Origin of the sequence: Christiangramia sp., assembly GCF_029937855.1 — a bacterium.
Lineage (GTDB): Bacteria > Bacteroidota > Bacteroidia > Flavobacteriales > Flavobacteriaceae > Christiangramia.
The window spans coordinates 37521-51330 of the sequence record NZ_JAPYPC010000030.1 but is presented as its reverse complement, the minus strand read 5'-3'; the positions used below and the strand labels follow the sequence as shown (position 1 = coordinate 51330).

The following is a 13810-nucleotide window of genomic DNA, read 5'->3' as shown; positions in this document are numbered from 1 at the left end:
ATAGGGGTTTGCAAACCCCTATATTTTCTACTTACACAGTTTTTGAGACAGTCCCTTTTTAATATTGTTTAGTATCCTTTTTTGTTGTCCCACTGCATAGTGATGTTCGGCCATAGTGTTTGATTTGTGACCATTTACCGCACTGGCCATATCAATATTTACTTTTTCAGCAATCATATCTGTATGAAGATGTTTCAGGGCGTAAAAATCGGCAGTGATATTCAATTTATCCTTAACATGTCTTTTCCATCTTCTTGTGATTTGGTCTGGTCTGATATTTTTAACACCGGGAACTAATCCTACTGAAAACAGATAATCATTTTTAACAGCTTCATTTAGTATCTCTAACCAAAGGTGTTTTACATTCCCATTGATAGCTCTTATTTCTTCCTGGTATGTTCTGCCTTTTTTTACCATTACCTTGAATTCTGATTGAAATATGTTTACATCAGATTTTTTTAGGTTCAATATTTCGGTTATCCTACATCCGGAATGAAAGAAGATCTGTAAGAACCTCCAAAATGTATAATTACTTTTATTTAAATTGATGTCAATTTTCTGACGTTCCTTTTCTGTCAGGATAGTCCTGATTCTTTTAACCGTTTTCAGCTTCTTAATTTCTTTTACCGGGTTTATATCAATGGTTTCTGTCTCTACCAATTCGGCAAACAGCATCATTACATAAGCCCTTATCTTATTATACCTGGCATTTGAAAATTTACGTCGGTCTGCTAAATTTTCAAGTGTAGCCCTTACATGCCGCCTTTTAATATCCCTAATATAAAAATTATCGATTCTCAGCTGCTTAAGGGACTGGATAAAATGTTTCTTGGCAGATTTGAGGTCACTTATAGTACTGGGAGCTGCTTTTATACGATCAAAGGCTTTGTCCAAGGCTTTACTGGCCGGTGTGAACGGATCTATTTCATAATTAACTTCGAATTGTGTGGTTGTCTTATTGGTTATAGGGTTCCATCCATTTCGTAGTCTCATTTCCTCATCTTCCAGTAATGCTTTTATAGCAGCCCTTCTTTCTGCCAACGTATGATAATTATTAATCCCTGCCTTAACAATAATTAGTTTTCCGTAAGGATAATCATCTTTAAATTCAGGATCCCGGAAATAATACTGTAGGTACCATTTCTTTTTTAATGCTGAGGTTTTACAGGTTTTCCAATTCTTAGGATAACCGGACGGTTTACTGCAATTGCAGTTGTTTGGAAGAAAGATTTTCATTGTAGTTTTTATTAACGATTTTATTAACGTTTGAAAAACTACAGCGGTAAGGAAGTTTTTAAAAAAAACCCCCGAAGCTAAATGTGGTGGGCTTCGGGAGTCTGGTGGTGCCTCCAGGAATCGAACCAGGGACACAAGGATTTTCAGTCCTTTGCTCTACCAACTGAGCTAAGGCACCAGTTGCTTGTTTAAGCGGTGGCAAATATAATTTCATTTTTAGGAACTCACAAAGGAAATTTTAAAAAAATGCTTTTGTACTTTTGATTTATAAAGAAAATATAAATGAATTTAGTTATTGATGCCGGTAATACTCTGGTTAAGACGGCTGTTTTTCAAGACAATATGCTTCTCGAGAAACAGGTTTTTAAAAAGGAAGATTTTTTTAAAAATTTAAAGTACATCCAAAAAAAATTCCCGGAGATCAAAGAATCCATACTTTCCAACGTCACTTCGCTTAATTCGGAATTCGAGAAGGCACTTATAAACTCTTATGTCGTAACTAAATTAGATAACAGCATTCGGTTGCCCTTTAAAAATGAATACGCCACTCCCGAAACATTGGGTAAGGATAGGTTAGCCTTAGTTGCGGCTGCTGTATATGCCTATCCACAGAAAAATGTATTGGTTATAGATACCGGCACCTGTATCACATACGATATTAAAACCACACAGGAAATTTACCTTGGTGGAGCTATTTCCCCCGGTTTGGGAATGAGATTTCAAAGTCTGCACAAGTTTACCGAAAATTTACCGTTAATAGAACCGAAGCCGGAAACTGAATTGATAGGTAATTCTACGGAATCCAGTATTTTATCCGGAATTATTAATGGAATAAAAATGGAATTAAAGGGGGTCATAGAATGCTACAACTCTCAATTTGAAGATTTAACAGTAATTTTTACGGGTGGAGATAGTCAAATTTTGTCTATGCCATTAAAAAATAGCATATTTGCCAACTCAAATTTTTTGTTAGAAGGACTTAATTTCATTCTAGAATTTAACAAGACTCAATGATAAAACGATTTATAGTAATCGTAGCTTTATTTTTAGCATTTACTGCAGAAGCACAGGAAAATGTATCCTCGCCCTATTCATATTATGGTATCGGTTTAACAAACTTCAAAGGAACCGTAGAGAACAGGTCCATGGGAGGCTTGAGTATATTTAGTGATAGTATTCATATGAATATTCAAAACCCTGCAAGCTATGGAACATTAAAGCTGACAAATTTTACTGTCGGTGCCAGTCACGACCGGATTAAGCTTGAAAGTGATGAAGCCAGTGATAATGCAAAAATCACTTCCCTGGATTATCTGGCCTTGGCTTTTCCGGTAAGTGATAAAGTCGGGATTGGTTTTGGAGTGATTCCTTATACCTCTGTCGGCTATAGAATTCTTGATACCGACGAAGGATCTGCAAGTTTACTGAATGGTAGGGGAGGGATGAACAAGGTTTTTCTTTCTGCCGGAGTTGCTATCACAGATGAATTAAGTGCTGGTGTAGATGCAAATTATAATTTCGGAAATTTTCAGAATTCACAAAGTATCAATCGAGAGGAACTGCAATACGGTACCACCGATGTAAATAGGTCTGATATTAAGGGTTTTAGCTTTAATTTTGGCGCAAATTACAAGACTGATATATCTGAGAAACTTAATTTGCATGTTTCAGGTTCTTACGCGCCATCCATAGATCTGGATTCAGAAAATTCAAGGACAATTTCTACAATAGATTTTTCTTCGGGAACAGGTAGGACAATCGAATCCAGAGATTTGGATCTTATTGATACCCAATTTGAATTTCCTTCTAAACTTACTATTGGGGCAGGGATAGGAGAAGAAAATAAATGGTTTGCCGGGGCAGAATATTCTAGTGTTGGTTCTTCTTCATATGAAGATAGTTTTAGATTTAGAGGGGATGGAGGTACTTTTGAAGATGCTTCAGAATTTTCTATTGGGGGATTTTTTATACCAAATTATAATTCTTTTACAAGTTACTTAGATCGAGTTGTTTACCGGGCTGGATTTCGTTATGATGAGACGGGCTTGATGGTCAATGATGAATCGATAAACGAGTTTGGCATATCTTTTGGACTAGGATTACCAGTTGGGACATATTTCTCTAATGCAAACCTTGGAATCGAGCTTGGGCAAAGAGGTACCAGGGATTCGGGTTTAATTCAGGAGAACTTTTTTAGACTATCTATAGGATTGTCTTTAAATGACAAATGGTTCACAAAAAGAAAGTTTAATTAACCATACAATAAACAAAAAGATGAAAAACAGATTTCTAACACTAATAACGGTTGCCCTGTTAGGTTCGGGAGCTGCTAGTGCGCAATCAGGTGATTGTGCAACAATGGCTGCTTTAGCATATGATGATGCAAAAGCTAAGAATTATGATGCTGCGTATCCAGCTTTGATGAAAGTTAAAGAGGAATGTCCAAAGTACAGCCTTGCGACATACCAGTATCTTGAGAGAGCGATCGAAGCTAAAATTAATAAAGAGGAAGAAGGTGATAAAGAAGAATTGGTTGAAGAACTGATTGATGTTTGGGAAACCAGATTGGAGCTTTATCCCGGAAAAACTGAGAAAGCAAAAGTATATACAGATATAGCTCAGTTGAAGTATGATAACAAAATGGGGTCTAAAGAAGAACTTTTTAATGCTTTTGATAAAGTTTGGGAAGTAGATAAGGAGAACTTCACAAGTCCTAAAGGTTTGTATGCTTATTTCGATCTTGTAGTGGAAATGCAGGATGAAGGAGAAAGAAGTCTTCAGGATGTATTTGACATGTATGATAGGGTTTTTGCTAAAATTGAAGTAGAAGAAAATGATGCGGCAGAAAATCTTGCTCCTTTGTTAAAGAAGCAGGAAGAGGGAGAAGATCTTACTTCAAAAGAAGAGAAGCAAATTAAATACGCTGAAATCAACCTTAAGAACTATAGTAACGTTAAAGCGGCGCTTAATGCAAAGCTTGGTGCGCGTGCAGATTGTGATAATCTTGTGCCTCTTTATAAGAAAGATTTTGAAGAGAAACAAGGGGATGTTAGCTGGTTAAAGAATGTAAATGCAAGGCTTTCAAGTAAAGATTGTACAGAAGATCCATTGTTTATCCAGGTTTCTGAAGCACTTCATAAACTTGAGCCTTCTGCGAAATCAGCCTATTCATTAGGTCAGTTAGCAGAATCTGAAGGGAATAGTTCTAAAGCACTTCAGTATTATAACCAGGCTGCAGAGCTTGAAACCAATAAATCAGATCAGGCGAAGATCTATTATAGAATCGCTAATAACTATAAAGATAAAGGTAGTTATGGTCAGGCAAGAAGTTTTTATAGAAAAGCTTTAGCTTCTAAACCATCATTAGGTAGTGCATATTTACAGATCGCTAATATGTACGCAAATAGTGCTAATAATTGTGGCGATGATGCATTTACTAAAAGAGCAGTATACTGGTTGGCTGCAGATTATGCTTCAAGAGCAGCAAGGGTAGATCCTTCTATCGCTAGCAATGCAAATCAGGCTGCGGCTGCATATAGAGGTAGAGCACCACAGAAATCTGATGTGTTCCAATCCAGTAAGAATGCAGGTGATGCAATCTCAATTGGATGCTGGATAGGAGAGACTGTTCGTATCCCGAACCTATAAGATGAAACTTACATACGGTAATATAATTTCAGGCATTGTCACGCTCTTGGGCGTGACAATGTTTTTTTCATGTGAAGGTAATCTACAGGAGGTAAGGGCTTTTAGCCTTGAAGAAGATGCGCCGCAGGCAGTAGCTGAGGGTATCAACCTGAAGTTTACCGATTCTGGTAGGTTAGTGGCTACTTTAAAAAGCGCTAAAATGCTCGACTATACCAATAAATCATTTCCGTACAGGGAGTTTCCCAACGGAGTTGAAGTGGAATTTTTTGATGAACAGGATAGGAAAAATACGGTAACGGCAGATTATGGAATTGTTTATGAGCAAACAAAGCTTATCGATCTGCAGGGTAATGTGGAGGTGATTACAGCCGATAGTACTATTTTAGAGGCGAGTCAGTTATTCTGGGATCAGGATAGAAGCTGGATTTTCACAGATAAACCTAACACCATTAGATTTCCAGATGGATCCTATACAGAAGATTTAGGTTTTGATTCTAATCAGGATTTCACTAATTTCCGTTCAAGAACCAATACGGGAATACAAATTATAGAACAGGAGAATAAAGATGAGTAAATTTTTCAGATATTTTGAATACGCATATTTACTATTTGCGGCATTCTTTCTTTTTGAAGCCTTTCGAATATGGGGTGAGGAGAGGAACAGGGCATATCTATTTCTTTTCTTTGTGATTGTTGCCATCTTTATGTTCTTCTTTAAAAGACGTTTTAGGCGCAAATATGAAGATCGTAACAAATAACCTGAATGGAGGTTGATATACTTATTATTGTTTGTTCCCTGCTGCTTTCTGCTTTTTTTTCAGGGATGGAGATTGCCTATGTATCTTCCAACAAGATCTTTATAGAAATTGAGAAGCGGCAAAATGATTTTCTAGCCACAGTTTTAAAGAAACTTACTAAAAAGCCGTCTAAATTTATTGCGACCATGCTCGTAGGGAATAATATTGCCCTGGTAGTTTATGGTTTCTTTATGGGAGACCTATTAATGGCGTGGCTAACCGGCATCGAAACCGAAAGCGGGTTCGTAAGGTATATCATAGAAGATCTCAGCCTGATGACCCAAACCATAATTTCTACTTTAATAATTCTACTTACCGCTGAATTTCTTCCGAAGGTATTTTTTCAAATTTACGCTAATTCCATGCTGAAATTCTTCGCAGTTCCGGCATACATCTTTTATATACTTTTCAGCTTTGTTTCTTCATTTATAATCTGGATATCAGATATTATCCTGAAACGTTTCTTTAGAACCGATGGGGATGAAGTGCAATTGGCGTTTAGTAAGGTGGAGCTCGGGAATTTTATCAGTGAACAAATGGAAACTGTAGAAGAGCACGAGAATGTAGACAGTGAAATACAGATCTTTCAGAATGCTTTACAATTTTCAGATATAAAGGCCAGGGAAGTAATGATTCCACGTACCGAGATCATAGCCGTCGCCCAGGATGAAGCTCCTAATGATCTTGTAAAGACTTTTACTGAAACCGGACTTTCCAAGATCCTGGTCTATAATGAGACTATAGATGATATTATAGGTTATGTGCATTCTTTCGAATTGTTCAAACGACCAAAATCCATTAAGTCAATTTTACTTCCCGTGGTATTTGTTCCGGAAACCATGTGGGTGAAGGATGTTCTTAATATCCTTATGAAAAAAAGAAAGAGCATTGCGGTGGTTATTGATGAATATGGTGGAACCAGCGGAATGATGACGGTGGAGGATATCGTAGAGGAACTATTTGGAGAAATAGAAGATGAACATGATTCAGCAGTACTTATAGAAGAAAAGATTGAGGAAGACCACTATAAGTTTTCAGCCAGGCTGGAGGTTGACTATCTCAATGAAACTTATAAAACTGAAATTCCCGTAGGAGAAAATTACGAGACTTTAAGTGGTTTTATCGTGAATCATACTGAAGAGATTCCGCAACAGGGAGAAGTTATAAATATTGAGGATTTTGAAATAAAAATCCTCGAAACTTCCAATACCAAAATAGAATTGGTAGAGCTTAAAATCAATCCTGAAGATTAAAGCTTTAAAGTTAAGAATTTGCTAATTTTAAATTTTATTATTAGCCTAAAAACCTTATTTTCGCCCCCTATATTTTGACAAATTATACATTCAAATGGCAGTATTAAATAAAATCAGACAAAGGTCTGTTTTCTTGATTATCATTATTGCACTGGCTTTATTTTCTTTTGTTTTGGCCGATGTAATTAGAAATGGGGGCATGAGTTCTCAAAGTTCTCAAAACGTCATCGCTACCGTAAACGGGGAAGAGATTAGCAGAGAAGAGTTTGCGCGGGAAGTAGAAGCTTTTCAGAGAAACATGGGCAATAGTATGAGCACTACTCAGGCTGTAAACCGTATCTGGGAGCAGAAATTGCAACAGGTGATTCTTGAGAACGAAGTTGAAAAGCTCGGAATAAGAGCTGGAGAAGCTCAGGTAACCCAACTGGTACGCGCTCAAATGGCCAATAATCCTAACTTCACTAATGAAGCAGGGATGTTCGATGAAAACAGGTTGAGGGAATATGTTGCTAATTTAAAGGAAACCTCTCCTCAGGCATACGAGCAATGGCAGCAATTTACTTCTAATCTTGCCCAAACTGCCAAGATGAACAGCTACTATAATATGGTAGGTGTGGGCGTTGGAGCCACACTTTTAGAAGGTGAGCAGGCTTATAGGCTTCAGAATGATAATATCAATTTGAAGTTCGTTCAGATTCCTTACACTTCAATTCCAGACTCGGAAGTGGAAGTGACAAAATCTGACATTAAATCTTATATTGAAGATCATTCTGCCCGTTTTGAGACAGAAGCTTCAAGAAGCCTTCAGTATGTGATCTTTAACGAAAGTGCTTCAGGAGAAGATAAAACCGAAGCTAAGGAAACTCTGAATTCATTGAGGGAACAGCGTGTGGAGTATAACGCAGCCATTGGAGCGAACGATACACTTCAGGGCTTTGATACTACTGAAGATTATGCAGATTTTGTGAATAATAACTCAGATCTGCCATTTGAGAACAGGTTTAAATTTAGGAATGAATTTTCCGGAGCTAATGCTGAAGCGATTTTTAATTTAAATGAAGGAGAAACTTACGGGCCATACGAAGAGAATGGTTACTGGAAGTTGAGCAAAGTTGTGGAAACTAAAAATATTCCAGATTCGGTAAAGGCAAGCCATATTTTAGTTACCTACCAGGGTTCTCAATTAGGCGCTGGAGTTAGCAGGTCTAAAGAGGAAGCGCAAGCTTTAGCCGATAGTATTGCTGGTGTGGTAAGAAATGATAGTGCGAAATTCGCTGAGCTCGCTTCTGAATATTCAGCAGATACTTCTAATAAGGAGCAAGGTGGAGATCTTGGATATTTTGTTCCTGGAACGATGATCCCTGCTTTTGATAATTATGTATTTGATAATTCTACAGGAGATGTTGGCGTAGTAGAAACGCCACTTGGTTTTCATGTAATTTCTATTGAAGACCAGACGGAAGCGGCAAGAGCTGTTAAGGTTGCAACTATTGCCAGAGAAATTGAAGCTTCTGAAAAGACCATGAATGATCTTTTTAACGAAGTGACAAAATTTGAAATTTCAGCTTCAGAAGGTGATTTTGGAGAAGTTGCAAAAGAAGGTAATTACGAAGTTCGTACGGTAAAAGATGTAAAAGCCTTAGAGGAGAATATACCTGGAGCCGGAGCTCAGCGTAGAGTGATACAATGGGCTTTTGAAGATGAAGCTAATGTTGGGGATGTTAGAAGATTTGATACTAATAATGGTTATATCGTTGCTCAGCTAACTTCTAGAAGAGATAAAGGTCTTATGAGCGTTGAGGAAGCTTCTGCTGAAGTGACTCCAATTCTTAGAAAAGAGAAAAAGGCTGAACTGATCAAAGAAAGGATAAAAGGGAATTCGCTTCAGGAGATTGCCAATAATCAGGGAGTAAGTGTTCAAACTGCAGATGCGGTGAATCTGAACAATCCTACTTTGGCTGGAGCTGGTGAAGAGCCGGAAGTTGTAGGAGCTGTATTTTCTATGGAACCAGGTAAAGTTAGTTCGCCTATTGCCGGAGAAAAAGGGGTGTATGTTGCTGAATTAGTAAGCAAATTTGAAGCTCCTGCGATGGATTCTTATAAAGGATTTGCTCAGCAGGAAAGTGCAGCGCGAAGAGCACAGGCAACCACGAGAGTTTTTGACGCCCTTAAAAAGAAAGCCGAAATTGAAGATAATAGAGCTAGATTCTACTAGACATTTAAATAATTTCTAAATAAAAAAGCTTCACCATTTGGTGAGGCTTTTTTATTTTATCAAATCTTTATAATCGAAAATAGTTGTATAATTTTTATTCCTGAAGTATTCTTTTTCCTCCACCCCGCCGGTTGCGAGGATAAAATCTCCTCCCCAGCCACCAAGACTTTTTATAAAACCAGGATAATCAGGGAATAACTCCGTTTGAATTCTGGGCAGTTTAATGGCCTTTGAAATTAGCGTTTCGTGCACTTTAAGTAAAAGTTTAAATTCTTCCAGACTGTCACATTGGATGATCTGTTCGGTGATGCCGGAAATTTTATCAGTTAGACTGTCAATATCCCCTTGCGGCTGATTTCTGTAATGTGCGATGGCTTCTCTACTATTTTGTTTTCTGTTCAGATAAACAAAAAATAAATCTTCTTTGAATGGCGGGTCAAAATCAGCGGTAAAAGTGGCCGGGCCATTTTCCGTAATTTGATAGGTTAAAGGCAGGTTGGTTCCAGCTGCAGCGATATCATAACCGCTACCTCCAAAACTTTCTTTAAGCAGTTGGTATGGATCTATTTCTAACCATTGGGAAATATTGTTGATTAGGCTAGAGGAAGTGCCCAGTCCCCATTTTCGGTTAAAATCCATTTTTGTGATAAGCTTAAAACCTTTTTCTGAAAAGGCTCTCGGATTTTGCTGGTAAGCTGCACTAAGGATCTGTTGAAGACGTTTGGATATTTCTTTAATCTCAAGGTTATTCTGGTCGTCATCATTTAAAATAGGATCAAAAGTGCCGTTATTTATTACAAATTTTGAAGTGAACCATACCTTGCTATTTTCATCATAACTTGTCAAGGAAACCTCATTCTTTTCAGCTTTATGAATTTCTAGGCTTTGCCCCATTTTGGTAGGCAATGCCAGTGATTTTGCACCATTTAAAACAACATATTCGCCGGTTAATAATATTTTTCCGTTGCTTCTAAAATTTTGCATTAAGATCTCATTTTTTCCAATTGCTCGATTACGCTACTGTGGGTGATGGTATGATGGGTGAAATACGCTACCATTTCTTCTTTTTCCAGTTCCGTAGCCTGAATTTGGTTTAAAATATTCATAAGGTGCATCTTCATGTGTCCTTGCTGAATTCCTGTGGTGATCAGAGACCTAAGTGCTGCAAAGTTTTGGGCTAGTCCCGCCACCGTTGTAATCTCCATTAATTCTTCAGCGGAAGGCCTTTGAAGGATGTCCAGAGCTAGTTTTACTAATGGGTGTAAACTGGTAAGTCCACCCACGGTGCCTAATGCCAACGGAATTTCCATCCAAAACCTGAAAATACCATGGGTTACTTCAGCATGAGTCAGACTCGAGTATTTACCGTTTCTTGAGGCGTAGGCATGAATTCCAGCCTCTACTGCCCTAAAATCATTGCCAGTAGCTAAAACCACAGCATCTATACCATTCATCACGCCTTTGTTGTGGGTGACGGCGCGGTAAGGTTCAATTTCGGCTATTTTTACCGCCTGTATAAATTTTTCGGCGAATTGTTCGCCGGTCATATTTTTATCTTCAGAGAGTTCATTCACCGGGCAGGAAACCTCGGCTCTTACAATACATTCCGGAACATAATTCGAGAGGATGCTCATTATTATTTGGAGATCTTTCTCTTGCTCATTAAAGTTTTCTGCGTTCGAAGCTTCTTGCTGTAGTACTTCAGCGAATTTTTCAAGGCAGGAGTTTATGAAGTTCGCTCCCATGGAATCCCGGGTGTCGAATTTTACAAATAACTGGTAGTAATTTTCCAGCTCCTGGGTCTTATCAACAAGATCTATTTCCAAAATCCCCCCACCTCTTTTTTCCATATTTTTTGTGATGGGCTGGACCGATTCACGGAGCTTTGGTTCAATATTTTTAAAAAGGCTTTCGAGTTTTGAAAAATCACCTTTGAATAAGAAATGAACCTGGCCTATTTTTTTTTGATTGATTACGGTGGCAGTAAAACCGCCACGTTCACTCCAGAATTTAGCCGATTTACTGGCTGCAGCTACCACAGAGCTTTCTTCAATCACCATTGGAAGTACATGATAGTTTCCGTTAATTAAAAAATTGGGGGCAAGGCCTAGCGGTAAATAGAAGTTAGAGACTGTATTTTCAATAAATTCATCATGAAGCTTTTGTAGCTTTTCGTCTTCGTTCCAGTATTGTTTCAGAATATTGACAGCCTTTTTATCACTATTTAAATAATTTTCGGCCAACCATCCTATTTTCTCAGTTTTGGTAAGTTTTGAAAATCCGTTTACGGGTTTTGTCATTTTTTCGGTATTTCAGGAATTCAAAGATACAAAGCATATTTTTTAGAGTTCTATTTATTAGCTTCGATGATCTTCTAGAAAGCTTGTTTTCTTTAACAGATTGTTAGTATTTAACAATTTTCAATAGCTATTTTTTCGTTAAATTTTAGTAAACTTGGCCTGCATTAAATATTTCAAAAATTTTATGAAGTTCTCTAAAATAATTGTTGCCTTTATTTTGGCAACATCTTCCGTGCTTACCGCACAACAAAAAGAAGTGAATCTTGAAGAAATATGGAGTGGAACATTCCGACAGGAAAGTCTTCAATCTCTACAATCTCTTAAGAATGGTGAAGAATATGTGGTGATGAACCGCGACCAAAATTCCGGTAATACTAGTATCGATGTCTATAGCTATAAAACGGGTGTAAAAACAAGAACTCTTTTAAATAGCGGTGAACTTGAGGAGATTGATGCTTTCCAGGGATTCAAATTCAGTAAAAACGAAGATAAAATACTTTTATCTACAGAAGTTGAACCCATCTATAGGAGATCATCTAAAGAAATTTTTTACGTATACGATGTAAACTCAAAAGACCTGAAGAAAGTAAGTGAAGATAAGATTCAGGAGGCTTCTTTTTCTCCAGATGCTTCCAAACTCGCTTATGTTTTTGATAATAATATTTACATTTTAGATTTAAATTCTAAAGAGAGAACTCAGGTAACCGAGGATGGTGAAATCAATAGTATCATCAACGGGATTACAGATTGGGTGTATGAAGAAGAATTTTCTTTTGTAAAAGCTTTTGCATGGAACCCAACCGGTGAAAAGATTGCTTTTCTAAGGTTTGATGAAGCAGATGTGCCAGAATTTTCAATGGATCTCTTCGGAAAAGATCTTTATCCCACGCAACAGGTCTTTAAGTATCCTAAAGCCGGGGAATCAAATTCAGAAGTAAGTCTTCATATGTATGATGTGGCTTCTGAAAATGCAGAGGAAATCCAGCTTGGTGGCTATAGTGATTTTTATATTCCAAGGATTAAATGGACGGCAGATCCAATGCTTTTAAGTGTTCAGGTGCTTAACAGATACCAGAACAACCTCGATCTTCTTTTTGTAAATGCTGAAAATAATGAAGCCGAAGTTGTTTTAAATGAAACCGAAAAGGCTTATATCGATATTACGGATAATCTTACTTTCCTGGAGGATAATAGCTTCATCTGGACCAGTGAAATGGATGGTTATAACCACATTTATCATTATGATGAAAATGGCGAATTATTAGATCAGATAACTAATGGTGATTGGGAAGTAACTAATTATTATGGTTACGATAAAAAAGCAGATAGGATCTATTTTCAAAGTACCGAAAACGGAAGTGTAAACCGTGATGTATTTTCCATAAAATCTAATGGGAAATCCAAAAAGAGATTAACCGAAAGAACCGGAATGAATTCTGCCGATTTTAGCGCAGATTATTCCTATTTCATCAACACTTTTACCAATGTAGAAACGCCGGCAGTTTATACGCTGCACAGAGCAACAGACGGAAAACAGGTACGTGAAATACTTAACAATAATGAGCTTCTGAAGAAAGTGGAAGGCTATGAGTTTTCACCAAAAGAACTTTCAATTATAAACATCAATGGAAATGAATTAAACATGTGGATGATCAAACCTTCCAATTTTGATGAAAATAAAGAATATCCATTGTTGATGTTTCAATATTCAGGACCGGGATCGCAGTCGGTTTCCAATTCATATTTTGGAACCAATGACTACTGGTACCAGTTACTGGCAAATAAAGGGTACATTATAGCAACGGTAGATGGTCGTGGAACCGGTTTTAAAGGAGCAGATTTCAAAAAGGTGACATATCAGGAGTTAGGAAAATATGAAGTGGAAGACCAGATTGCCGCAGCTAAAAAATTCGGAGAAAGAAAATATATAGATGCCGAAAGGATTGGAATTTGGGGCTGGAGTTACGGAGGTTTTATGTCTTCTAATGCAATTCTAAAAGGGAATGATACTTTTTCTATGGCTATTGCTGTAGCTCCCGTTACTAGCTGGAGATTTTACGATACGGTTTATACCGAGAGATATATGAGGACTCCTCAGGAAAACCCTTCAGGTTATGATGAAAATTCACCTTTAAATCATGTTGAAAAATTAAAGGGTGATTATTTATTGATCCACGGAGGGGGAGATGATAATGTTCATCTTCAGAATACCATGAGAATGGTAGAGGCATTGGTTCAGGCCAATAAACAATTTGACTGGGCTATATATCCAGATAGAAATCATGGAATTTATGGAGGTAATACCAGATTACACCTTTACACAATGATGACCGATTTTATACTTGAAAAACTTTAATTAAA

The 13810-nt window shown here is 37.3% G+C and carries 11 protein-coding genes and 1 tRNA gene; 8 read left to right on the top strand and 4 right to left on the bottom strand.

The window, feature by feature from the left end; all coding sequences use genetic code 11:
* Positions 1-27: 27 nt before the first annotated feature.
* Positions 28-1236 carry a site-specific integrase gene (locus Q1K34_RS14550; protein ID WP_300440380.1) on the bottom strand — a complete coding sequence of 403 codons (1209 nt, stop codon included), beginning with the start codon at positions 1234-1236 and terminating at the stop codon, positions 28-30.
* Between the two features lie 102 nt (positions 1237-1338).
* A tRNA-Phe gene (locus Q1K34_RS14545) sits at positions 1339-1414 on the bottom strand.
* A gap of 104 nt (positions 1415-1518) precedes the next feature.
* Here Q1K34_RS14545 and Q1K34_RS14540 point away from each other — a divergent pair.
* The 7 genes from Q1K34_RS14540 (at position 1519) to Q1K34_RS14510 (ending at position 9149) form a co-directional block, all read left to right on the top strand.
* Positions 1519-2250: a type III pantothenate kinase gene (locus Q1K34_RS14540; RefSeq protein ID WP_300440378.1), complete on the top strand. Its 732-nt coding sequence runs from the start codon at positions 1519-1521 to the stop codon at positions 2248-2250.
* Positions 2247-3491, top strand: a complete 1245-nt coding sequence (locus Q1K34_RS14535) for a hypothetical protein (protein WP_300440375.1) — start codon at positions 2247-2249, stop codon at positions 3489-3491. The genes Q1K34_RS14540 and Q1K34_RS14535 overlap by 4 nt, the downstream gene beginning before the upstream one ends.
* A gap of 19 nt (positions 3492-3510) precedes the next feature.
* Positions 3511-4884, top strand: a complete 1374-nt coding sequence (locus Q1K34_RS14530; protein WP_300440372.1) for a hypothetical protein — start codon at positions 3511-3513, stop codon at positions 4882-4884.
* A 1-nt stretch (position 4885) separates the two neighbouring features.
* Positions 4886-5458: an LPS export ABC transporter periplasmic protein LptC gene (gene lptC, locus Q1K34_RS14525; RefSeq protein WP_300440369.1), complete on the top strand. Its 573-nt coding sequence runs from the start codon at positions 4886-4888 to the stop codon at positions 5456-5458.
* On the top strand, positions 5451-5642 hold the full coding sequence (locus Q1K34_RS14520) for a hypothetical protein (RefSeq protein WP_300440366.1): 192 nt from the start codon (positions 5451-5453) through the stop codon (positions 5640-5642). Before lptC ends, Q1K34_RS14520 begins: the two co-directional genes overlap by 8 nt.
* Before the next feature lie 5 nt (positions 5643-5647).
* Positions 5648-6934: a hemolysin family protein gene (locus Q1K34_RS14515; protein ID WP_300440363.1), complete on the top strand. Its 1287-nt coding sequence runs from the start codon at positions 5648-5650 to the stop codon at positions 6932-6934.
* A gap of 94 nt (positions 6935-7028) precedes the next feature.
* Positions 7029-9149, top strand: coding sequence for a peptidylprolyl isomerase (locus Q1K34_RS14510; RefSeq protein ID WP_300440360.1), 2121 nt, complete (start codon positions 7029-7031; stop codon positions 9147-9149).
* Between the two features lie 51 nt (positions 9150-9200).
* Here the strand turns inward: Q1K34_RS14510 and Q1K34_RS14505 are convergent, their stop codons facing one another.
* Positions 9201-10133: a GYDIA family GHMP kinase gene (locus tag Q1K34_RS14505; protein ID WP_300440357.1), complete on the bottom strand. Its 933-nt coding sequence runs from the start codon at positions 10131-10133 to the stop codon at positions 9201-9203.
* Complete coding sequence (locus Q1K34_RS14500; RefSeq protein ID WP_300440354.1) at positions 10133-11449, bottom strand: hydroxymethylglutaryl-CoA reductase, degradative; 1317 nt, start codon at positions 11447-11449, stop codon at positions 10133-10135. Before Q1K34_RS14500 ends, Q1K34_RS14505 begins: the two co-directional genes overlap by 1 nt.
* A gap of 184 nt (positions 11450-11633) precedes the next feature.
* On the opposite strand from Q1K34_RS14500, the gene Q1K34_RS14495 reads away from it, so the two are divergent.
* Positions 11634-13805: a S9 family peptidase gene (locus Q1K34_RS14495; protein ID WP_300440351.1), complete on the top strand. Its 2172-nt coding sequence runs from the start codon at positions 11634-11636 to the stop codon at positions 13803-13805.
* The last annotated feature ends 5 nt before the right edge of the window (positions 13806-13810 follow it).